This is a genomic window from Streptomyces sp. NPDC027189 (genome assembly GCF_055566975.1).
The window spans coordinates 92,344-114,201 of the sequence record NZ_JBVHRI010000015.1; the positions used below are offsets into that span (position 1 = coordinate 92,344).

25 protein-coding genes are annotated in these 21,858 nt (G+C 66.2%); 14 read left to right on the forward strand and 11 right to left on the reverse strand.

Going from position 1 to position 21,858, the window contains the following annotated elements; translation table 11 throughout:
- Nucleotides 1–10: 10 nt before the first annotated feature.
- Complete coding sequence (locus ACZ4RZ_RS30910; protein ID WP_467749541.1) at nt 11–733, reverse strand: CpaB family protein; 723 nt, start codon at nt 731–733, stop codon at nt 11–13.
- A 532-nt stretch (nt 734–1,265) separates the two neighbouring features.
- Here ACZ4RZ_RS30910 and ACZ4RZ_RS30915 point away from each other — a divergent pair.
- Nucleotides 1,266–1,982: a hypothetical protein gene (locus ACZ4RZ_RS30915; RefSeq protein ID WP_467749542.1), complete on the forward strand. Its 717-nt coding sequence runs from the start codon at nt 1,266–1,268 to the stop codon at nt 1,980–1,982.
- Between the two features lie 83 nt (nt 1,983–2,065).
- On the opposite strand, the gene ACZ4RZ_RS30920 is transcribed toward ACZ4RZ_RS30915, so the two are convergent.
- Nucleotides 2,066–2,458 carry a PIN domain-containing protein gene (locus ACZ4RZ_RS30920; protein ID WP_467749544.1) on the reverse strand — a complete coding sequence of 131 codons (393 nt, stop codon included), beginning with the start codon at nt 2,456–2,458 and terminating at the stop codon, nt 2,066–2,068.
- A complete protein-coding gene (locus tag ACZ4RZ_RS30925; RefSeq protein WP_467749546.1) occupies nt 2,455–2,736 on the reverse strand; it encodes a hypothetical protein in 282 nt (93 codons plus the stop codon). Before ACZ4RZ_RS30925 ends, ACZ4RZ_RS30920 begins: the two co-directional genes overlap by 4 nt.
- A gap of 105 nt (nt 2,737–2,841) precedes the next feature.
- Between ACZ4RZ_RS30925 and ACZ4RZ_RS30930 the strand changes: the two genes are divergently transcribed.
- On the forward strand, nt 2,842–3,153 hold the full coding sequence (locus ACZ4RZ_RS30930) for a hypothetical protein (RefSeq protein WP_467749548.1): 312 nt from the start codon (nt 2,842–2,844) through the stop codon (nt 3,151–3,153).
- Nucleotides 3,154–3,279: 126 nt separating this feature from the next.
- On the opposite strand, the gene ACZ4RZ_RS30935 is transcribed toward ACZ4RZ_RS30930, so the two are convergent.
- Complete coding sequence (locus ACZ4RZ_RS30935; protein ID WP_467749550.1) at nt 3,280–3,582, reverse strand: type II toxin-antitoxin system RelE family toxin; 303 nt, start codon at nt 3,580–3,582, stop codon at nt 3,280–3,282.
- 19 nt (nt 3,583–3,601) lie between these two features.
- Between ACZ4RZ_RS30935 and ACZ4RZ_RS30940 the strand changes: the two genes are divergently transcribed.
- Together ACZ4RZ_RS30940 and ACZ4RZ_RS30945 are read left to right on the forward strand one after the other, a co-directional pair.
- Nucleotides 3,602–4,054, forward strand: a complete 453-nt coding sequence (locus ACZ4RZ_RS30940) for a hypothetical protein (protein ID WP_467749551.1) — start codon at nt 3,602–3,604, stop codon at nt 4,052–4,054.
- Nucleotides 4,055–4,427: 373 nt separating this feature from the next.
- Nucleotides 4,428–4,895 (forward strand): hypothetical protein, encoded by a 468-nt coding sequence (locus tag ACZ4RZ_RS30945; protein WP_467749553.1) that lies wholly within the window; start codon nt 4,428–4,430, stop codon nt 4,893–4,895.
- A 52-nt stretch (nt 4,896–4,947) separates the two neighbouring features.
- On the opposite strand, the gene ACZ4RZ_RS30950 is transcribed toward ACZ4RZ_RS30945, so the two are convergent.
- Nucleotides 4,948–5,196, reverse strand: a complete 249-nt coding sequence (locus ACZ4RZ_RS30950) for a hypothetical protein (RefSeq protein WP_467749555.1) — start codon at nt 5,194–5,196, stop codon at nt 4,948–4,950.
- Between the two features lie 187 nt (nt 5,197–5,383).
- Nucleotides 5,384–5,611, reverse strand: a complete 228-nt coding sequence (locus ACZ4RZ_RS30955) for a GntR family transcriptional regulator (protein ID WP_467749557.1) — start codon at nt 5,609–5,611, stop codon at nt 5,384–5,386.
- Between the two features lie 335 nt (nt 5,612–5,946).
- On the opposite strand from ACZ4RZ_RS30955, the gene ACZ4RZ_RS30960 reads away from it, so the two are divergent.
- The 9 genes from ACZ4RZ_RS30960 (at nt 5,947) to ACZ4RZ_RS31000 (ending at nt 12,909) form a co-directional block, all read left to right on the forward strand.
- Entirely contained in the window at nt 5,947–6,078 is a 132-nt protein-coding gene (locus ACZ4RZ_RS30960) for a hypothetical protein (protein ID WP_467749558.1), read from the forward strand.
- A 538-nt stretch (nt 6,079–6,616) separates the two neighbouring features.
- Entirely contained in the window at nt 6,617–7,315 is a 699-nt protein-coding gene (locus ACZ4RZ_RS30965; protein WP_467749560.1) for a hypothetical protein, read from the forward strand.
- Entirely contained in the window at nt 7,303–8,346 is a 1,044-nt protein-coding gene (locus ACZ4RZ_RS30970; RefSeq protein ID WP_467749562.1) for a hypothetical protein, read from the forward strand. Before ACZ4RZ_RS30965 ends, ACZ4RZ_RS30970 begins: the two co-directional genes overlap by 13 nt.
- 238 nt (nt 8,347–8,584) lie before the next feature.
- Complete coding sequence (locus ACZ4RZ_RS30975; RefSeq protein ID WP_467749564.1) at nt 8,585–9,622, forward strand: hypothetical protein; 1,038 nt, start codon at nt 8,585–8,587, stop codon at nt 9,620–9,622.
- A 38-nt stretch (nt 9,623–9,660) separates the two neighbouring features.
- Nucleotides 9,661–10,572 carry a hypothetical protein gene (locus ACZ4RZ_RS30980; protein ID WP_467749566.1) on the forward strand — a complete coding sequence of 304 codons (912 nt, stop codon included), beginning with the start codon at nt 9,661–9,663 and terminating at the stop codon, nt 10,570–10,572.
- A 19-nt stretch (nt 10,573–10,591) separates the two neighbouring features.
- A complete protein-coding gene (locus ACZ4RZ_RS30985; protein WP_467749568.1) occupies nt 10,592–10,858 on the forward strand; it encodes a hypothetical protein in 267 nt (88 codons plus the stop codon).
- A 74-nt stretch (nt 10,859–10,932) separates the two neighbouring features.
- On the forward strand, nt 10,933–11,382 hold the full coding sequence (locus ACZ4RZ_RS30990; RefSeq protein ID WP_467749569.1) for an RDD family protein: 450 nt from the start codon (nt 10,933–10,935) through the stop codon (nt 11,380–11,382).
- A 346-nt stretch (nt 11,383–11,728) separates the two neighbouring features.
- Nucleotides 11,729–12,193 (forward strand): hypothetical protein, encoded by a 465-nt coding sequence (locus ACZ4RZ_RS30995; protein ID WP_467749571.1) that lies wholly within the window; start codon nt 11,729–11,731, stop codon nt 12,191–12,193.
- Nucleotides 12,194–12,228: 35 nt separating this feature from the next.
- Nucleotides 12,229–12,909 carry a hypothetical protein gene (locus ACZ4RZ_RS31000; RefSeq protein ID WP_467749572.1) on the forward strand — a complete coding sequence of 227 codons (681 nt, stop codon included), beginning with the start codon at nt 12,229–12,231 and terminating at the stop codon, nt 12,907–12,909.
- A gap of 34 nt (nt 12,910–12,943) precedes the next feature.
- On the opposite strand, the gene ACZ4RZ_RS31005 is transcribed toward ACZ4RZ_RS31000, so the two are convergent.
- The 3 genes from ACZ4RZ_RS31005 to ACZ4RZ_RS31015 form a co-directional block, all read right to left on the reverse strand.
- Nucleotides 12,944–13,648, reverse strand: a complete 705-nt coding sequence (locus ACZ4RZ_RS31005) for a hypothetical protein (protein WP_467749574.1) — start codon at nt 13,646–13,648, stop codon at nt 12,944–12,946.
- Between the two features lie 53 nt (nt 13,649–13,701).
- Entirely contained in the window at nt 13,702–15,789 is a 2,088-nt protein-coding gene (locus tag ACZ4RZ_RS31010) for a hypothetical protein (RefSeq protein WP_467749576.1), read from the reverse strand.
- 63 nt (nt 15,790–15,852) lie between these two features.
- The gene (locus ACZ4RZ_RS31015; protein ID WP_467749578.1) at nt 15,853–16,200 is read right to left on the reverse strand and encodes a hypothetical protein; all 348 of its coding nucleotides are present in this window, start codon (nt 16,198–16,200) and stop codon (nt 15,853–15,855) included.
- Between the two features lie 200 nt (nt 16,201–16,400).
- Between ACZ4RZ_RS31015 and ACZ4RZ_RS31020 the strand changes: the two genes are divergently transcribed.
- A complete protein-coding gene (locus ACZ4RZ_RS31020; protein WP_467749579.1) occupies nt 16,401–16,682 on the forward strand; it encodes a WXG100 family type VII secretion target in 282 nt (93 codons plus the stop codon).
- Nucleotides 16,683–16,812: 130 nt separating this feature from the next.
- Here the strand turns inward: ACZ4RZ_RS31020 and ACZ4RZ_RS31025 are convergent, their stop codons facing one another.
- Entirely contained in the window at nt 16,813–21,276 is a 4,464-nt protein-coding gene (locus tag ACZ4RZ_RS31025; RefSeq protein WP_467749581.1) for an FtsK/SpoIIIE domain-containing protein, read from the reverse strand.
- A gap of 44 nt (nt 21,277–21,320) precedes the next feature.
- Nucleotides 21,321–21,773 (reverse strand): hypothetical protein, encoded by a 453-nt coding sequence (locus ACZ4RZ_RS31030; RefSeq protein ID WP_467749583.1) that lies wholly within the window; start codon nt 21,771–21,773, stop codon nt 21,321–21,323.
- Nucleotides 21,774–21,858 lie beyond the last annotated feature (85 nt).

Genomic DNA, 21,858 nt, shown 5'->3' on the forward strand with positions numbered 1-21,858 from the left:
TCACTCGCCTTTAGTTGCCGGGGACGAGAACGACGGAGACCTCGCCCGCGGCGGCGGCCGCGGTGAGGGCGGGCACATCGCTCTGGTCGACGAGCAGGGTGATGGAGAGATTGCCGGTGCTCACCGTGGCGTCACTGTCGTCGCTCTTGGTGTTGACGCGTGCGTTCTCCACGAGCAGCGAGTTGCTGCTGCCCGACGTGCCGGACGAACCGGTCTTGTCGGAGCTGCTGCTGCTGCTGTTGTCGCCGACGCGGTAGGCGGACACGATGTCGCCCGGCTTGATGTCGGCCGGGTACTGCCCTTCCTTGAGGGCGAGGCCCACGGAGGCCTTGCCCGCGGGGAGGGTGCTCTTACCGGCGAACATGTCGCCGATGACGACCGTGCCCTTGTAGATGGTGGACTTCGCCTTCAGCTTCTCGAGAGCGCCGAGCTGGCTCCACTTGACGTAGTGGATGCTGGCGTCGTCCGCGACCATGACCGAGGTCGTATTGCTCTTGCTGACGGACTCTCCGGCCTGGATGTCCTGCGTCACCTTGACGACCTCGACCCGATCCCCGGCGCGCAGCACCAGCATCGTCGCGCCCAGCGCGCCGACCAGAATCAGGAGCACCGCGAGAGCGGCGAGCGCGGGTTTGCGCTCGCGAGGCGGCGCGGGAAGGCGCTCACCCATCGCCGGCTGGGCCGACGCGGCGGAACGGTGGTTGCCCGCCCCCGGACGCTCTTGGATCTTCACGCAACCGCTCCCCGTACACCCAAGAAGATTTCTGCCAATTCACATGCCAATTGGGACACTTCGCCTCGGTATGCCCGAGCCGGACGTACCGCCCGACCTGGCCAAATAGCCAGCGCAGAAGCGAGTGTCAAGCCATGGCACCGTATCAGCCGCACATAAGCCCCTCAAGGCGCGCCAAGGCTCGCGAACCTCACGGGACTCGACGTTATCCACGCGCAACGGGGGGTGGGTGGTTCCCTGTTGAGCACGGGGGTGTGTGCGGGGGTGTGGCTGTGCGGCCGCGAATCTGTTGGCCGCCCGTGCTGGAGGTCTCGTCACGGGGTGCGCACTAGGCCTGCACGAGGTGCTCACCTGCGCGGGTGGTCGGCGTGCACGATGCTTCAGTCGTGAGTGTGATGGGCCGACTTCTCCAGGACCTTCACGGACAATCTCACCGATCAGGGCAAGAGGAGGTGCCTCATGGGCACTTGGCTATCGTCCATACCTCACTCCTCTCCTCCCCCACCCGCCACGCCAAGGAGCCCGTCCCCCCATGAAGCGAACCGCCTTCGTCGCCTCCGCACTCTCGCTGGCCGCGCTCTCCGGTCTCACCGGCTGCGGGAGCGGCGACGGCACGGCAACCGACACCGCGGACAAGCCCAAGGCGTCGGCCTCCCAGGCCAAGCAGGTCAGCCCGGCCGAGCAAGTCGCGCAACTCATGGTCACCAAGGCCGAGTCCGGCGGCTACACCGTCAAGAAGCCCGTCGCCGGCGACGCACTCGCCGAGTCCCAGGACAAGATGGACGTCGACAAGGCCGCCTGCACCCCTTTGGCGTACGCGATGAACGAACTCCCTGTCGGCGACCCGGAGGCCACGCTCACGCGCGAAGCCGACAAGTCCACCGGCATGCTCACCTACATCACCCTCTCCACCTACGCGGACGGCAAGGCGGAAACCGCCATGAAAGGCCTCTCCAAGGCGGCTGGCTCCTGCGACAGCGGCTTCACCGCGAAGTCGGACAGCGGCAGCACCACGTACCACTCGGCGACCGTGGAGACCGCCCCCTCGGGCGGCGACGAGTCCCTGGCCACCGCCGCCACCTTCAAGTTCCAGGGCTTGACCCAGACCATCCGCACCCAGACGTTCCGCTTCGGCGACACGATCGCCAACTACTTCACGCTGGACAGCAGCGCGTTCATGAGCACCCACCTCGGCAAGGCCAAGGTCCCGGCCGACCTCGTCAAGGCGCAGAACGCGAAGTTTGGGTGAGGCGGGGAAAGTTGCTGCCGACCCCCAAAGTGGTGCGCGGGACGACCCGCGCACCACTTTGGGGTTCCATTGGAGTTGGCTGCTCAGCGATTCAGGTCCATGACTCCGACTCCAAGCCCCTCGTAGGACTCCGGCGCAACAGTGGCGACGAGCGCTCCCTCGGGAAGCATCTGATTCGGCCGCGCGGCATGCACGGCGGCGGCGACGCTGAAGAGAACGCCGTTACGGCACAGTTCGGCAATGGTCACAGCCATCGCGTAGTCATCGTCGATCAGGTGCAGTATGTCGACCAGCACTCCGACATGGCCAACAATCCCCGCACGCTCGCGCTCCGCCTCCAGCAGACATAGGACGGGCACCCACAGGCGAACATCGCCGCTGGCCGCTGCGGCATGGACGAGACCGGAGACCTGCTTGTTGCCCCCCATCGCCAGGAGGGTCGGGGCGTCTAAGACGTAGTGCTCGGTCTCGTTCAACGGGAGGACTCCGTCACGGCGAGGGCGGCACGGTGAGCGGCAGTGGCCTCACGCATCTTGCGACGCATTTCGGCGGACTCCTCGTCCGTCACGTAATGCCCGAACCGCTCGGCGAGCAGGGCACGCGTGCGATCAGCTCGTTCCCTGATCTGCTCCGGGGTGAGCGTCTGAGCGGCTATCTCCTGCATGAGGGCGCGAAGGCTGGTGCCGCGGGCTTCGGCCACGGCGGCGAGCTGGTCACGGACATCGGCAGGGACGCGGATCATAACGTCGGACATGCGGTGAGTATACGTGACGTATACGCCTGGGGGCTACGGTCTCGGCTCAGGCCTGTGAGGCAGGCTTCACCCCGCCACCCCCCTCAGCCTCGGCAGTCGGCGGCGGTGTCGGACCTGAAGATGGAAGCCGCGTCCATACACAAGGCGGCCTCGGGGCTGCGCGGGGTGGGGCATCACACGGCGAAACCGTCGCAGGAGTTCAAGGCGGAGTCGCATGACCTGGGCGCGCTCGGGAAGCTCGGGTCGCTGCTGGGCGCGACGAACGAGATACGCCAGGGCATGACCACCCTCGCCAAGCTGACCAAGCAGCTGGACGAGGAGTGGGAGGCGGAGGCCAAGCTGCTGGGCGAGGTCTCCGACGCCTTCGACCTGCTGGACGTGCTGCTGGCCGCCGCGGCCCAGGCGAAGAAGGGCTGAGCGGCGCTCTCATGGTCGACCTCAACCCGCGCTCCCGTGCGATACCCGCGGGCTGTGGGCATCGTTGCGGGCCGGAGACGATCAGAGGGCCGCTACAAACGCCGTCCCGGCCGCAGCGCGGAATCTTTAGCGTGCGCGATCACTACGGCCGACGGTAAGTACTTCCACGGTCACCGTCTTCTCCTGGATCTCGTACATCACCCGGTAGTAGCCGAGAAGCATCCGGTAGATTTCGCTGGTGCCGAGGCGAGCGGCGTTGGTCGGGCAGGGGTTGTCCGCCAACTCGTACACCGCGGCCGTGATGAGCATGGCCGCGTCGGTGTGCCGTTCGTTGAGTGCGCTCAGCTGGTCGATGGCGGAGTCCGCCCAGACGATCTCGTTGGCCCGTGCCCTCCCCTGGCAACTCGATCCGGCTCGCCGTCCCGACACCGACCGCACGCATGCCGTCGTGACCGACCGTCGCCTCGTTCTCATCGGCATGCTCGACGATGACGAAGAGCCCTATGAAGAAGTCCTCTGGGAGCTCGGGCGGGCCGAGATCGCCGCGGTCGAGCGCAGGACGTTCGGCTACGGCGAGCCCGACATCCGGCTCGTCTTCGCGGACGGCTCCTGGTGCCGACTCGCGTCGAGCCGCAGCGGCGCGCTGATCCGCCACTTGTCCCCCGCGTCCGAACCGATCGGACCCGAGGTCCTCACCCCCGGTCAGCGGAAGGCGGTCGCCGACTTCTTGGCCAAGGTGGGAGCCGTCGGCCCGGCCGTGGTCACCCGCCGTCCCAGTGGCAGCTACTTGATCGAGGCCAGGAAATCCCTGGACGTCACCGCAGGTCACGGCGCCCAGGTCGACTGGCGGCTGATGGGGCCGGAAGGCGAAGACGTGACGTATCAGGAGGGCGACCTCTGAGCGTGGTCGCGGCAGCCGCCGTGTGGTCGCGCGGTCGGCACACATGGGCGGCCGCGGTTGTGTCGCACGGCGTACGTCGAGGAAGGGCGGGCGTACGCGTCGGGCTCGTACTCCTCATCCTCGGTTTCTGGTGGGCGGCGCTCGCGAGCAGGACCCCGGCGGTGGCCGGGGCCCGACAGTCCCGGCGGGTGGCGGCCTGTGCAGCCTGCGCCACGGCAGTCTGTACGTACCCGCCGCGCACCGGAGATCCTCACGGCACGACGGAGGATGGGAGCGTCGTACCGCATGGCCCTCGAGGGTGACACGGATGACACCGGCACAGACGGCTGATCCCTCCGTACCGCACCGCAGGGACTACGGAGCCTGTCTGACCATGATGGGCGGGGTCGTCGTGCTTTTCGCCGTCCCCATCCCAGGCAAGTCGCTTTGGGGACAGGAAACTTGGCGCTGGGCCGACGCGTCGTGGCCGGGCGGCGCCTACAGCTTCGCCGTGACGGCAGGGCAGACCATACCCATCCTGGTCCTGGCCTTCGCGATCTGCGTGACGCATATCGACTGGAAGGCCCGCAGAGTCCGCTCGCTTGCTTGCACCGCGGCAGCTCTCGCCTGCGTCATCGTCTTCGACGCGATCGGCGGCGCCATCCTGGAGACCATGCCGTTCGGCGGCGGACGCCACGGTGGTCCGGGCGGCACGTGGACCTCTCGGCACTTTCCAGCGGTGTGGGTGACCGGCCTGGCCGCCACGCTCGCGGCGATTGCCGTACTGGCCCTGGCAGTCCGCATATGCAACAGACTCCGTCCGTCGCGCCTGACGCCGGGCCGACGAACAGCGGCTCCATGACGGGTGTTCACCATCACCTCCGCCGCCCCGCCCGGCTCTTCCCCTTGTCCACTCAGGACGACTTCTTGTCGCCGCCCCGGCCCGTCTTCCCGCCCTTGGCGTCCTTCGCCTTGCGCTGAAGGTCCCGCATGAACTGGTCCCTCAGATGGGGAGCGTTGTCCACGCCTCGGAACGTGCGCTCGGCGAGGGCGACGATGCCGCGGTCGCGTTCGTCCGGGTCCAACAAGGGCTGGAACCAGCCGTCCGGAACGATGACGTTGTGGTCCTTGGGCGGCGAGGTGAACTGATCGGCCGTCTTCATGCGGTGTCTTAGCCGGCGACGGCCGCGGAGCCTCCCGCGGTATGCGAGACGTCCGCACCTTGCGCCCACTGCCCATCAACTCCAGGCGGCAGCCCGGGTATTCGGCGGCAACGGCCCAACGAGGACGAGCAGTGCCCCCACGCCCAGAACCTCCACGGTCACCGTGTACCCCATCGGGTCTTACCGATCACTGATCCGCGACGAAGGAGCCCATACCGCGGGTGGTGGTGATGAGGCCTTCTGCGCGGAGGGCGGCGGTGGCTTTGCGGACCGTTTCGCGGGCCACCCCGAATTCCTGCTCCAGCTTCACTTCGGAGATCAGTCCACGTACGGGGTACTCCCCGCTGGCAATCCGCTGCCGGACCACCTCGGCGATCTGCTGCCACTTGGGCCTGGTCGGATCAAATTCGAACATCAGTGAACTGTACGTACCGCCCAGCATGAAGTCATAGAGACCCTCGTCACCCCATAAGGGTAGACAACAAGCACCTCTACGGTTTTGAGGACAGACCCCGGCGACGGATGCAAGCCGTCCCGGGGCGTGGCCGAACGCTTCGAAGGAGCTCCGACATGCGAAACCCTATCCTCCGGCTCCTCGGATGGATCCTCACTTTCCTCACACCGCCCCCGAGCGGCCGACACCGAGCAGCGGGTCTCTTTCGGCATCCCTCGACACCCACCGCGCCTCAACTCCCCCGCCATGGCGCTTTACTTGACGGCAACGCGTCGCCTGTCGTGCACTCCTACTTCTTGGGCGACGCCGAATCACACCTGGAACGCAGCCGCCAACGCGAACGCCGCCGCGCCCTCTACCTCGCGACCCTCGGCATCGACACCGGCCCGGACCACATCCACGGCATCACAGTGGGAGCCACCCGGTGACCGCGCGCCCACCGGTCCGGATGTGCGCCCGCTGCCAGTGCACGACAAGCGAACCGGTCCTGGTCCACGAGGTGCACGCGGCCACCGGTCCCGGCTTCAACGTCTACGCCTGCCCGGAGTGCGCCGACCACTACCCGCCCCTGACCGACCCCCTGGACGTCCTCGAAGCCACTCCGAGGGCATCCCGGATGACGATCCGCGTCTACAAGGTCGCCACTGAGGGTGCGGCCGTCGATGACCGCGGCGAGGTCCGGACCTGGACAGGCAGCCGAATCGACCCACCCCCTCAGACGGCCGCCTTCCCGCCCTGCATGTGTCCAAGATGCCGACCGACCCGATAGCTCCATAACTCCCGCGAAGACTCACAGATGAACTTGACCCCGGACGCACTCCAGGCGTCCGGGACCGAGTGTTTCCGGGTGGACACGATCAGGGCACAGAAGGCAACCGTTTTACTCTGCTAAGTCCAAGATTCCCCCCATCCCAAAGGAAGTTCATCCTGGCGAAACCACAAGCCCCACCGATACCGTCATTGCCCTTGACTGACTTGACTGAACTGACGTCTCACGGGGAGTTCACTCTGATGCGCCGCTCTTTGCCCGTTGCTGCCGCGTTCGCCGCGACCGCAGCCCTGCTGCTGACGGCGTGCGGCAGCGGGGACAGCAACTCGAAGGACAACGACAAGATCGCGGGGGCCGCTACCGGCGACACGAAGCCGTCGGCTTCGCCGAGCGCCAGCGCGTCGGACGACGTCGACCGGCCGGACATCACACTGCCGAGCGACGTCAAGGACGACTTCGCGAACTGGAAGACGGGGGACGCGACCAAGGACGCCGTCCTCGCGGACGCCGGTCGCGCTCAGACGGCCATGAACAACGCCATCATCAAGGGCAAGTCGCAGACCCCCGGCCTGACGTTCTACTACAAGGGCAAGGCCCTCACTTCGTCCGTCAAATGGGTACAGAAGTGGCTGGACGCCGGAATCACGTACACCGGAACCACGCGCTACTACAGCCCGAAGGTCGAGATGTTCGACAGTAAATCCGCGGGCGTCTCGTACTGCGCCGACGAGACTAAGGCGTACAACAAGGACCGCAAGACCAACAAGGCCGACAAGACGCCTGCCGGCGACGACTCGTACGTGCTGTACAACACGCGCCTGGAGAAGAACGAACAGGGCGTCTGGCAGACGTCCAACGGAACTTCCGTACGCGGGAGCAAGACATGCGTTCAGTGACAAAGGCCCGCACCGTCACCACCATCGGAGCGCTCACCATCGTCTGCGTGCTCGCCCTGCCCACCTCTGCCTTCGCCAAGGGCCCGGGAGGGTCCCAGTTCGATGTCGGGGGAAGCAACGAGAAGGACAGCGGCCAGACGCTTGAGTCGCGCATCGTCTACAGCGGTGCCACCGGGGGTTCTGGAGACAAGAGTTCCACAGGGTTCACACCCGTCGGCGACTGGTCTCCGCCCGCCTGCTGGTACGAGCCCAAGTGGACGCCGGCGGAGTTCGCCACGGAATTTCAGAAGGAGTGGGACATCCCGCACGCCAGTGGCGTGGGAGAGGCATACAGCCTCGCCCAGGACCACTACAAAAACGGCCACCCCTATAAGGACTTCAACAAGTCCGAGACAGGCAAGGGAATATGGTGGGATACGGTCCGGGACAAGGCTCGCGAAGAATCCGGCGATCCGGCGGCCTTCGCATGCGATACGGCCACATTCTGGGTGGAGAACGGCAAAACCCCGAACGTGAAGAACGCGGTAACGCCTGAGATCCTCGCCCAACTCGCGTACAACCGAATCAAGGTTCCCGACACCAAGGTCACCCTCGCTCCAGAGAACACAACCAAGGTGAACCTGCCGACTTGGGCCTGGCTCGACAAGGCCAAATTCAAGGAAGTCTCAGTCACCGCGTCACTCAATGTCGGCGGAGTAAGCATCCAAGCCACCACCACTGCCAAGCCCGTCTCTCTCAAACTTGAGCCGGGGACAGAGGACGCCGAGACCTACCCCGCCTCCGGCCAATGCAAGATCAACGACGACGGTTCAATCGGAGAGCCCTATGCCAAGGGCAAGGCCGACGAGACCCCGCCGTGCGGCATCGAGTACCTCCGGTCCTCAGGCGACGGCACGTACAAGCTCAGGGCGACCGTCACCTGGGACATCGCCTGGACCGGTACCGGCGGCGCGGGCGGCGACCTTCCCGACGGGACCTTTGGGACGACCCAAGACATCACCGTTCAGGAAATCCAAGCCGTCAACCGCTGACAGACCAACTGACCCCCGGACCCGTGCCGTTCACGGTCCGGGGCCGAGGTCTTGGGTGCGCCACAGCTGAAGAAGCTGAAGTGAGAGTGTTCTTCGTGTCACGCCCCGGCGCCGGGGCCCCGCTTGCACGGTTTTGCCCGGCTATTTCTCCTGGCGGAACCAATAACCCACAGATATCGTCGACCTCTTGGGGACACCCTCGCCCCGACGAGCTCAAGAACCACCAAGGAGCAGACCCGTGGGCTTCAAGGGAATGAATGACGTCCAGGCACCCAAATTGGCAGCTGCCGTTGACGTCATGGGCGGAACCCTCACCATCCAAGGCGGCTTGATCGACGGCATTCTCGAAAAGTGGAATGCCAAGGCCGAAGGGGTCTCCGACTTCCCCAAGAAGGCGTCCTGGGCCACGGACGAGGCCAAGGACATCCGCCGCCGCCTCGGAATCGCCAAGGACGACCCCGAAGCCGTCCTCACCTTCGCCAGTCTCGCGGGCGCCCTGGAAACCTGGAAGGAATTCAAAGAGGGCACCCTCAAGGACATCAAGACCCCTCTCAAAATCCTCAAGATTCCCACGGCCATCGAAGCCTCACTGCACCTCTACGCGCGCTGGCAGCAGGGACAGAACGTCGCGGGCGCGCGGGCGGTCTGGGAGCTCAACAAGTACTTCGGCTCGTCGGCCGAGCGCATCAAGGCGACGCGCGGCGAGCTCCTCACGGAACTCCTCAAGGACCAGAAGATCCGCAACTGGTACAAGGAGCCCTGGAAGTGGCAGCAGGCGGTCCGCCGCACCGCAGTCCGGCTGAAGATCCCGTTCGCGGAGAAGCTCTTCCAGAACGCGCCGGGCGTCAGCAAGCTCGCGAACCGCGTCTTCCTACCGCTGAGCATCCTGCACGGCGTCAAGGAAATGTTCATTCCGGACCACAAGGGCGCCTACGGCGTGGCCGACCGCGGTATGGGCTTCCTGGAGGCGGGTGGCGCTGCGGCCGTGCTCGGCGGCGCCGGCGCGGCCACGGCACTCGGCGCCTCGGCGGCCGTGGCAGCCGCCGTCCCCGTCGTAGGCTGGGTCGCGCTCGGCGTGGCCGGGGCCTATTTCCTTGGCAGTTGGGCCTGGGACAAGTGGGGCGATGACATCAAGTCCGGCGCCAAACAGGCCTGGAAGGCCACCAAGGAGTGGGGCGGAAAAATCAAGGACAAGGGCAAGGAAATCGTCGACGGCGCCAAGAGCGCGGTCACGAACCTAGTGCCCAACACCATAATGAAATACAAATTCTGGTAACGGCCTTCCGCTGACGATCAACATCTGACAACGAGCAAGTGAGCATCGGACGCACCATCATCATGCAGAGCAGCAGAAATAACACTCCTGGAATCGGCGCCAACATCAATGTCGACCTGGACATGGAGCTCCAGGAGTTCCGCGGCATTCTGGCCGAGGCGCTCGCCGAGGGCGGCACGCAGCCGCTTCTCCGGCTCACGGACGAGGAGATCGCGGTCCTCGATCCCGACTCGCTGACGGAATGCGTGGCCCCCACTCCCCGTATCAGTGAACTCTCCGCCCAGGAGCGGGAATGGGCGTACGCCACCGCGCTGCGCTCCCTGGTCTCCCGCGAGGCGGTGGAGCTCGGCAACATTGAGGAGCTCGACGCGGTCCTGCGCGCCGCCGAGGCCGACCCCGCTTCGGCGGACACCCCCTCCGGTGTGGACGCGGACCTGCGCATCACCCCCGAGGTCAGCCTCGCCCTGACCCTGCGCCGCACCGCCGCCCGCGCCCTGGCCGTCGAGCAGCACACCTCCAACGGGTTCACCCACCTCCTGGTGTACCTCCACGCCAAGGACCTCTACCTGGTCGAGCGGGTCACCTCCGGCGGCCTGCACATGTTCACGCTGGCTGCCTCCGCGAAGGACGCGGCGGACATGGTGCTGCTGTTCGTCGATCCCTTCGAGGTCGCCGACAAGGACGGCCGCACCCTGCAGCTCACCCCCGAGCAGATCAGCACGGAGAACGTCGGCACCGCCCTGTCCGCGGCCATCAACAACGCCCTAGTGGTGGGCCAGACGGTCCTGCTCTCCGACGCCCCGGGTCCGCTCCTCACCACGTACGCCACGGACAAGGCCCTGTGGACGGTGTACGTCGAGAAGCCCAACGCGGCCACCGGCATCCAGGCGCGCCCGGTCGGCAAGAACACCCTGCGCAAGATGATTACCAACCTGATCTCTGAAAGCTGAGAAGGGCGGCGACGGCGAGATGTCCCGTGAGAACGACTGCCGTAAGGATGTACACAAGCTCAAGCAGTACGCGGACGAGTTGGAGCGCTCGATCCACAGCGTCCAGACGCTGTGCGGCACAGACACCTGGAAAGGCCCCAAGAGCGAGCGCTTCCGCCACGAGTTCTCCGGCCACAAGAAGCAGATCAAGGACGCGGTGGCGAGCGCCCGCGCCGCGATAGACAAGGCGCTCAAGCGCGTGGAGGCGGAAGAGGAAGAGAAGAAGAAGCCCGGAGCAGGCAAGTAACCGAATATCCCGGACTACCGGGCTACCCGGACGTACCGGAAACCAGCCGGAAGCAAACGAGAAGTAGAACCACCGTGGCCAACCAGACACAGCGCACCCCCGCCCAACCCCAAGCCCCCGCTCAGGCGCGTCGGATCACCGCGGCATGCGCGGACGCGATCCTCGCCCTCCTGTGCGGCCTCGTGGCCGGGGGCGCGGCGGGCGGCGTCAAGGTGGTCGACGGGGTTGTCGAAATCCGCCCGCAGTCCCTCACGGTGTGGGGCACGGCAATAGGCGCGGCCCTCGCCGTCTCCTTCCTCAACCACGTCCTGCTCACCGTCGCGGTCCGCGCCAGCCTCGGAAAGCTACTCACGGGCCTGCGAGTGGTCCGCTCCTCCGACGGCGGCCGCCCCGGCTTCTTCCGCCTCATCGGCCGCTGGCTGTGTGGCTTCTATCTGGCGTTCGTCATCGTGCCGCTCTCGGTGGTGCTTGAGGACGACCCGGAGCATCTGGACGCGGTGGGGCTGCGCGCAGTGCGCCGTTGACTCATTCCAGGTGTGAACTTCCGTATACACCTCGACGTACGGCCCCTGCTCCTGCTCCAGCTGCATGGGCCGGGAACAATAGCGGCAGCGAACGCCACCCCCTTCCCTCAGGACCCCGGCCCCATGGCGGCCGGGGTCACGCTCCGCTGCGGTCTTCGCGTCACGACCCGATGACAGTCCAGCGAGATCGACCAAGTTGCCCCACTATTGCGCCTGGTGCAACCAACAACCCCACGGATAGCGTCGGCCCGTTGCAGACGCCCTCGCCTCACCGGGAGCCGACCGTGAACCGCCGTACCACGACCGTCGCCACCGCGCTCGCCGCGACCGCTGCGCGTACCAGCACATGGAGCTCCCGGAACCGAAGGTCACGCTCGCGCCCGACGGCAAGGCCAAGGTGAACCTGCCAACCTGGGCCTGGCTCGACCACGCCACCGTCGACACGGCCCAGGCTACGGCGGCCATCGACGTCACCGGCTTCAACATCCAGGCGACGACGGCCAAGCCCAAGTCGCTTACCCTCACCCCGGGGACCGAGGACGCCACCACCATCCCCGCCAACGGTGAATGCCCCATCGTCGGCGGCAAGATCGGCGAGCCTTACGCCAAGGGGAAGTCCGACAAGACCCCGCCCTGCGGCATCACGTACCACCGCTCCCCCAAAGGCGGGGCCTTCCCTCTCAAAGCCCTCTTCACCTGGGAGATCAGCTGGACGGTCAAGGGCCAGTCGGGGGTGACCAGGATGCCGGACGGCACCATGAAGTCTGTTCAGGACGTGACGGTCGAGGAAGTCCAGTCGGTCAACCGCTGAGCACTTCAACCGCTGAGCGCTTAAGGAAGAACCACATGTCGAACGCCGAAACGCCTTCCGACGACGTGCTACCCCCGAGCACGCGCCCCATCGACTGGGCGGCCACCAGGGAGAGGCAGGCACGGCTGAGCCGACGCCGCAAGGTAATCGGTGGAGCCGTCGCCGTCGTCCTGGTGGCCGGGGCAGCGCTCGGGATCTGGCTTGCCACGGGAGGCGAGGAGAAGGCGCCGGTCAAGCACACGGCCGAGATGCCGACCGGCTTCGGTGAGTACCGGCTCGCAGGCAAGGACGACAACTCTCTGTGGTCGGCGTCGCACGGTGGTGACAACCTCGACCCGACGAAGGAGACCGCGCACGCGACCTATGTGCGCCCGGACGGCAAGAAGTCCTACATGGTCACTCTGGAACTCGACCCGTCCGTCGATGTCTCCGATCCGGGTGAGAACGACGACGTCGTCTCCGCGCTCCTCAACACCCCTGTCCATTCCGGCAAGGTGCGGAGCTATGACCCCGGCTCCATTGGAGGGAAGCTGCGGTGCGTGAAGTACGGGGTCGCCAACACGACCAGTTCGCGCTGTGTCTGGGGCGACGACACGGCCACCGTCACTGCCCAGCCCGTGATCCCCTCCGGTCCCCGGCCGACACCGGATCAGACGGCCGCCGACGTCAAGGCCTTCCTCACCGAACTCCATGTCCGCCCGGTCAATGAGAAGTGACGCCCGGCACGGCGGCCGGGCGCCTCGCATCAGTTCACTTGGACGCCTTGTCCAGCTTCCGTTTCTGCGCGTCCATGATCTCCTTTGGCACGGCAACGAACGTGTGGGCAAACTGGTCCTCGGCCGAAATACTGATCAGAGAAGCGCCATCCCGCGCCACGACGAAGCGAGTCTTCATACCCATCCGGTATTCCAACGAGAAGTCCACGACGTCATCGCCGAAGCTGGACTTGTTCGCGGTCACACTGCGAATACTCTTGCTGCGGCCGGAAAGGTTGGTGTCGAAACCCACGTCGCAAGCCGAGACCGCGGCCTTGAGTTCTTTCACCGACTGCTCAGCCTCCGACTCCGACTTAGCACTCGACAGGGTGAGCAGGTATGCGGCGGCGGGATTCTGCGACCCCTCTGGTGTCTTGGCGATGCTCCGTCGCGCCAGCCGCTTGTCGTAGGTCGAGAACTCGGGGTACATCGCGTTGAGGATGGGCTGGCAGGACTTGTTCACCGCCCGGGCTGACCTGACGCCGGCTGATACTTCCGTGATCGTGTAGCCCGCCACATCTCCCTGAGCCAGTGCGGCACTTGATATCTGTGCCCGGCTCAACGGCTTCGATGACGAGGATCCCTTGTCGTCCCCGCATGCCGCAGCACCCAACAGGACCGCGGTGAAAGAGATCGCTGCAATCACCTTCTTTCCGACAGCCGCCGCAGCCCCGGTTTCCCTTGCGCGCACCTCAGTCACTTCGCTCTCGCTCTCGCCTTCGAACTCACACCGACTGTTGCCCGTCTGGCCCCTCAGTCCTTGTTCTGGCCGGGCCAGTCCCATGCGTTCCGCCCATCGGAGAACGGCTCATAGACCTTCTGGACCACGGCGGGGTCCTGCAACCACTCGGAGTAGGCCGTGCGCTGCGTGCCCGACATTTTGTCGATCTCCATCACGGTCCCGTCCTTCGTCAGGAAGTTACGCGTGGAGTCTCCCTTGATGTACTTCGCCGGGTCTCCGCTGTACGTCTCGTGGCTGCCGTCGACCTTCCACACCTCAACCGGTGGAATATAGCGCTTGTCGAACCCGCCGTTCTTCTGGCGGAGGAGGTCGTTCGCCTGGTCCTGATAGGACTTCTGCCAACTCGTGTCGACGGTCTCCTTGTTCACGTCTTCGATCTGGTGCCGCAACTCCGCAGGGGCATCTGACGCCTTGACGTGAACGCCTTCCTTGATCCAGCCGGTGAGAATGTCCGAGCCCATGCCGTAGGCGGCACCGATCGCGGCTCCCTTGGCCCCGGCAAGCCCCGCCCCGCCAGTGGCACCCATGGCGATACCGGTGACCTGGTCAATGAGCCCGTCGCGGAAGGCATTGGTGTCCTTGACCCACTTGTCCCGGTCGCCCTCCAATTCCTTGGCCGACTGACGCATGTTCTCGAAGTAGAAACGGTTCATCATCCCCTTTTGCGCGGAGATGTATCGCACGGAGTCTCCCGTACGATCCCTGTTGATGTCGTTCTCCCTCGCGATCATCTTCTGGTTGTAACCCTCGAAGAGAGCACCCATCATGCCGGCGCCCTTGGGATCGCGGCCGGCCTCAACCATCATTTCGTTCCACATGTCCTGGGAGATTTCGAGGCCCGGACGCTTCTTGTCCTGACCGCCGAAGAAGGATTTGTCATCCCACTTCTTTCCCCCGCTCCAGAGTTTGTCACTCACGGGCGACGTCACGCTGTACTCGACGTCTTTCCAGTAGGCCGTCATGATGCCCGCGTAGAGCTGCCCCGTCCCCTCGATCGGGTGCACGCTCTTCATGTCGCCCTTCCTGTGCTGGGCGTTCTCATAGATCAGACGCGCGGCATTCTTCTCCGCCAGTGCGGGGTGATCCTTCTTCAGGGTCACACTCCCGGCGTGAAGAATGTTCAGGAACGCGACACCGCGCCCTGCCGGCTCGTCCACCTTGAAGGGACCAGTGGGGTACAGCAACGACTGCACGCTGTCCGGGTTATGGTCCATCCACTCACCGGATGCCTCCGGATTCTTGGAGATGGAGTCGAAGAGCTGCTGATAGTTGTCTTTGCCCCACTCGCCTTCACCCATCCCGCTGTTACCAAAGAAGCGAAGTTCGTCCGCCTTGCCCTGCTTACCCTTCTGGAAGACGCGGTCACCGAAGGCGACAAGGAAGTCCTTGTCGTGCGAGCCATCCTTAAGGAGGGGGGTCAGGAAGTCCGGCCGAAAACCTTCATACTCTCCCAGCGCCGCGTCGTCGAACCACTTGTTCCACGCCTGCTGCTTCGCCTTGGGCGACTTACCCTCGAAGGCCACCTTCGTGAAAGTCCCGAACGTTTCCGCAATGGTCTTGCGATCCTCCTCACGCCGTTCAGGATGGTCCTTGTACTGGTCGTTGAAGCGGTCACCCATCTCATTGGACAGCCACATCAGCCGCTGCGAACCAAGCTCGTTGTAAAACGACCTGATGTAGTCCGCGTCCGCCTTGTTGGCGCGAAGATCAGCAAACATCTCCGGGGTGACATCGTCCCCGTTTTCCAGCTTCTCCTTGAACTTCTCACCCAGCTTCTTGCCGTCGTCCTGCGACTTCTTCGTCGAGCCGACCATGCTCTCCTTGATCGCCACCATTCCCTTGTAGCCGTGGCCGTACTTCTGGTCCTCAGCAATGGAAAGGTGGTGCCGGCGCCGCAGCATGGGGATTTCTTTCTCGGCCCAGCTTGCAATGGAGAACAATTCGGTCAGCATCGCGGTCTCGACGCCGTACCTCTGGAAGCTGGACTTGATCCACGTCGCGCTGGACCTGAGACTGTCCTGATCCCTATTGAGCGAGCTGATCGTCTTGGCCAGGTTCTCCGGATCGATGCCGGAGAATCCGTCGCCGCCGTCACCCATGAATGTCTCCCCGTTCAGACTTGACTCTTGATCAGCTCACTCATGACCGTCACCGCGCGCGGGTCACATGTACTGCATTTCCTTGTTCATCATTCTCGCCGTGGACGCGGGAACCTTGGGTGGCAGTTCCTTGATCCGCGCATCAACGGCCGGGATGAGCTTCTCGATCTCCTTGATCATTCGGCCACGGTTGCCCTGGACCTCGTCATGCCATTTGTTGGCCGTCTTGCCGACCCAGGACTTGCCCGTCTTCCCGTCACCGCCTACGTCCTGAGTTGCGGTTTTGAGGCACTTCTTCAGCTCTTTGACCTCGTCCACGAGATTCGTCTTCAATGTCTCAAGACGGGTCACATAAGGGTTATCGACCTGCGGCTCATCGTCCGCGCCCTTGCCCTTGCCGTCGTCCCCCACTGCCCCTCCAGCGTTGCATCAGGATGTTGTCGGCCAGATTTCCAGGTTGATCCAGGTCAAGAATACGGAGCCCCCGACCCCCCAGGCAAGCGAACTCCGGGAGGGTACAAGGCCGGATGACGAATGTCTGCCCATTGCGATAGCATCGACTCCGGCGGACGTAAGGTTCGTCTGGCTTTCGATACACGGGGAGGAACGCCATGAGCGGCGGCAATGCCGGCATGAAGGGCGCAGACACTACTCGGCTCCGGTCTCTTTCCGGGACCTTCAAGACTCAGCACGGCAACCTCGATGACCTGATCCGCGCCATTTCGAATGGCACGAGCCACAGCGAGGAGTTCTGGAAGGGCGGCCGAGCCAACCGATTCCGGGAGGAATGGGACAAGCTGAAGCCGCAGCTGAAGAACTTCCTGACGTCTCTTGAGAATGCCCGCAAGGAGACACACGACGCCGCCCAGGCGAACGACACGATCAACGACTAGTCAAGGACTGGTTAAAGGTCGAGCAAATACATTCGGGCCGGACAGCTTCCAAGCTGTCCGGCCCGAATGTATTTGCCATTTCAGGACGTTGAGGAGCGGGCACCCGAAGACGCGCCACCCCGCTCAACTCTCAGTCCGGCAACACCGCCTGAGCTGGCATCACTTCCCCACCCTGCACAAACAGTCCACGCCCCGTCGGTCCCCCGGTCGCGCTGTTCGACGAGATGCGGATGTTGAACATCTCGCCGTCCGCCGAGCCCTGTGGCGACAGGAGCAGGCCGTTCCGCGACTTCCGGGCCTGCACCACGGAGCCGCGGTACTGCGAGGACAGCGTGTCCACCGCGCCCGCCATGATCACGCCGATGCCGCCGTCCATGCCGCGGCGGATCTCCTCCTCCAGGGCCTCGTCCAGCGAGGTGTCGTAGATCAACTCGGCGTCGTCCACCACGATCACGTACGGACCGCGTGCACTCTGCGTCAGCGCCTCCAGCTCGTCACTCGAACTTTCGGCGTTGAGCGAGCCCAACACACCGTCCTCCGAGGCGAACTCCCGCAAAGGCGACCGCCTCGGCGTCACCAGGATCACCTCGGTCCCCCGTTGCAGCAGCGACACCGTCGCCGCCACCAGCGTGCTGGAGCGGCCCGACTTCGGCGGGCCGGAGATGACGAAGCCGGGGCCGGACTCCTCCAAGTCCATCCCGAGCGGCGAGAGTTCGTCGCCGCCCGCCGCGAAGAGCGCCCACAGGTCCGAGGGTGGGGTGAAGTCGGGCTGGAGGGCCATGGCCTCCGACGCCTTGATGCGGGCAGGGAGCACGTCGACGCGGATCGGGCGCTGTTCGGGAGCTGGGCGGGGCCAGGTCTGGGTAGCCGTCCGGGCGATCTCCTGGAGCGCGGCCACCTGCGACTGGCCGTTCGGGTTCTCGGCGAGGAGCGCGATCTGGCTCTCCCGGACGCCCTCGTCGGTGCCCTTGAGTGCGCGGCCCGACGGGACCTCCTTGGGCACGTCCTTCGGCATGATGCCCGCAAACGAGTAGTCCTGCGGGTCGGCGAGACGGAGGACTAGGCGCTCCGCGAAAGAGCTGGCGATCTCACCCATGAGACCGCTACGGTCCACGCCGAGGACGACCTTGACGCCGACAGCGGCGCCCTCGCGGAAGATCCGTTTCGCCGACTCGACCAGGCGGCCGTAGTCGTAGTTCTCGAAGGCGAGACGGAACGCGTCCCAGCCGTCGAAGACGACCACCATCCACGGCAGCCGGTCCTCCGGCTCGGCCGTCGCGCGCTGCTCGGCCGCGCTGGACTGGCCCTTCTCGGCTAGCAGCAGTTGACGCCGTCCGACCTCGTCGAGGAGCCTGCCGAGGAGACGGTCGACGCGGGCCGTCTGGTCGCGGGTCACCACGGCGCCGCAGTGCGGAAGGGTGGTCAGCGGCAGCAGCGCGTTGGCGCCGCAGTCGATGCCGTAGATGTGGACGTCGCTGGGGCTGCAGTTCTGTGCGACCGCGCCGGCGATCGTACGCAGGGCCGTGGAGCGTCCGGAACGGGGGCCGCCCGCGATCATCAGGTGCTCGCCGTCGGCCAGGTCCAGCGCGAGCGCGGCACGCGCCTGCTCGGCCGGCAGGTCGGTGAGGCCGAAAGCGATCGGCCGGACGGTGTCGGCGCCTACGGGTGCCGGTGGCAGCTCGGGAAGTTCGGTGAGCTGTACCTGGTCGGGGATGGGCGGCAGCCAGGGGGTGCGGGGCGTGGCGCAGTCCAGCTGCTTCGCGCCGTCGGCGATGGCGTCCACCAGGACGGCGAGGTCGGTGACCAGCGTGCCGTCGTCGCCGTCGTCCTGGGCCGCGCGCGGCGGCGGATGCCCGTACGCCGTCCAGTTCAGCAGGTTCACGGTGACCTGTGGTGCCGTGTCGAGCCCGGGGCGGCGGCCACCGATGCGGGCAGTCTGGACTCCGACGAGTGACTGGGCGCCGGAGCGGACGTAACAACGGCCCGGTGTGGCCTTGGAGATGTTGCCGGAGTCGGCGGCATCGATGACGTCGCGGGACTCCTCGCCGTTGGTGACACGCAGCGCGATGCGGAGGTTGGTGTTGGCGCGGATGTCCGCGCTGACGACACCGGCGGGGCGCTGGGTGGCGAGCATCAGGTGCACGCCGAGGGAGCGGCCTCGCCGGGCGATGTCGACAAGGCCCGCGATGAAGTCCGGGAGCTCGGCGACCAGCGAGGCGAACTCGTCGATGACGAGCATGAGCCGCGGCATGGGCTCCAGTTCGGGGCGGAGCCTGCGGGCGTCGTTGTAGTCCTCGATGTCCTTGGTTTCGGCCTCGAAGAGGATCTCCTCGCGGCGCCTGAGCTCCGCGGCGAGCGAGGCGAGGGCGCGCTCCGTCAGATGGGCGTCGAGGTCGCTGACCATGCCTACGGTGTGCGGGAGCCGCGCACAGTCCAGGAACGCGGAACCGCCCTTGTAGTCAATGAGGACGAAGTTCAGCGCGTCCGGGGTGTTGCCGACCGCGAGCGACGTAATGATCGTCTGCAGCAGCTCCGACTTACCGGCACCGGTGGTACCGGCGATCAGGGCGTGCGGCCCGTCGCGCCGGATGTCCAGGACGAACGGACCGTCGGCGGCGATGCCGATCGGCGCCGCCGTGGTCGATCCGCCGCGCTGCCAGATCCGGGCGATGTCCACGCCCGTCGGGTTCGGCATCTCCAGGAGGTTGAGCAGCCGGGCGGCCGTAGGCAGCGCGCTGTCGGCGTCGTCGCGGCTCACATCGCGTACGGGGGCCAGGGCCCGGGACATGTGTTCGCACCAGGCGGTGGAGACCTGGTCGGCGAGGATCTGACCGACCGCCTCGTATCCGTATCCCCGCAGGTGGACACGGGTCGGTGAGTCCGGGGTCCAGCAGATGGCGGTGCGGCACTCCTCGGGCAGCAGCCGCTCGTCGTCGTCCACGCACAGCGCGAAGATGCCGACCGCCGGGCCCTCCTGGAGCAGCTGCGGGACGCCGGGCACCCGGCGCAGCAGCCGCGCCCCGTCGAGGATGAGCAGCACCTGGGAGCCGGGCCGCAGTGCGTTGAAGCCGCCGTGCTCCTTGGCCATCGCCTGGCGGCGCTGGAGTTCGTTGAGGAGCTCGGTGACGCGGCGGGAGATCGACTCGGCGTCAGTGCCGATCAACGCCACACAGTTCTGTCCCTGTTGGGGGCTGGTGTGCGGGAGCCACTGGGTCCAGCTCCAGTGTTCCGCTGCGTCCGGAGCGGAGGAGAGGACCACCAAGGAGAGGTCGCGAGGACTGTGCAGGACCGCGGCCTGGGCGGCCAGCCACCGAGTGGTGGAGACAGCGCGCGCCCGGTCGCCGGCGATGCCGACGACGCCGAGCTCGGCGAAGGGCAGCGTCAGCGGGACGTTGGTGACGACCGGAGGCTGCGGCTCTTCCTCGTCCCCGACGTATCCGCGGGCGAAGGCCAAATCGATCTCGGCGCGCAGGTCGCCGAAGCCCACCCTCAAGTGCATCGCGTCGGGGTCGGTGATGCGGCGCTCCCACAGGCGGCGCCGCGGGCCGGTGGCGAACAGGAGGAGCTGACCGGGGTCGGGAAACGCCTCGCGGCGGCGGCGCTGGTCGACCTCGCCGAGCCGCTCCACCTCGGCCTCATGGTCGGCCAGAGCCTTCTTGTACTCCTTGAGCGCGGCCCCGTACTTCTTCTTGCCGTGCCGCCGGTCGCTGAACCACTGGCCGAGCATCATGACCGGCGACATCAGACAGAAGAGGAGGAAGTAGGCCGACTGCATCATGAAGTACATGCCCACTCCGAAAAAGAGCGGCAGGATCATCGAGAGCAGCTGGAAGCGCTGCGCCTCGTCCTTCTTCGGCTCCACGGGGACGATCAGCCGGGGGTTGGCTCGCGGCGACGTCAGCCGCGGCGGGCGGTTGTAGGCGAGGCCGCCCTCACCCGCGGGCGACAAGTGGGCGTCGGGCAGGCCGACTTCGGAGAGGCTGAAGAGCGATTCGCCGGACTTCAGGAGGACGCCGGGCTGCCACTCCCGCGGCCCGGTCACGGGCTCGTCGTCGAGCGTGAGCGTGACGCCGTCGTACGGGGTGATCTCCACCCGGCCCTTGACGTCGACGGTCACACGAGCGGCGTACTGCGCCAGGTATGGGTCCTCGACCGCGAGGGTCGAGTTGGGCAGCGAGCCGATGGTGCTGACCCCGGCGTTCAGGCGGGCCACGCGGCCCGCGCCGGCGCCACCGCTGACCGTGATCTCGAACCGTCCGGCGGGCTCGCCGCCGGCCATGAAGGGCCCGATGGCGTGGTCGGTGGTGAGCCGCACGCCGTCGCGCAGCGCCCCGCCGATCTGCGCCTGCGGCTCCCAGAGCCTGCCGTCGACCCAGAGGCCGGTGCCGCCGGGGGACTCCTGGGCCTGCCACGGAGGCGCCTGCCCGGGGAACGGAATCACCACCTGCGAGACCTGGAACGGCAGGGACGCCGCGGGGCTGCCGAGCCGGTCCACCGCCGCCGCCACTTCGGCCGCGGTGGTGCCGTCGTCGATGTTGATCAACGTTTCCTGTGGCGCGGCTCCTCCCCGGACCACGGTCGCCCGCACTCGCATCGGTACGCGCCCCTCCCGTTCAGCTCTTGTCGCGGCAGCGACAACTAGGCCTTGGATACTTCCTCTACCGGAACCCCCGGGGCAAATGCCCCGACCGCCTCGGCGAGACGGCCCCGGTCAAGGGACCACAGGTTGATGTGCCTGCTCGCCAGGAAGACCTCGTGGTCGACGTGGGGGGCGAGGCGGGTGGTCTGCACCGGGTCCAAGCCGGCGTTCTGCCCCGGAAGCGGAGGGGCCCCGGCCCGGCGGCGCAGACCCACATAGTTCATGGTCGGTGCCCCCGCGGTGAGGTGCTGCTGCCACAGGACCACCGACTGGATGTCCTGCCACGGCACGAAGGCGGTCTGCCGCTGGTACTTCGCGGGAGCACCGCCGAGCGTCACGCCCTGTTCGTCTACGCGGAAGGCGACGAGCCGTTTGGTCCACGCACCGCTCAGGACCTGGAACGGCGTCCAGGTGAAGCGGGCCTCGTACACCGGAGGGAAGTTCGCAGGCATGGGCGGATCGTAATCCGGCCGCTGCTTGCTCATGGCCTGGCCCCTCCCCGTTCGCACTCACGAATACATTAGCCACCGGCGGTGC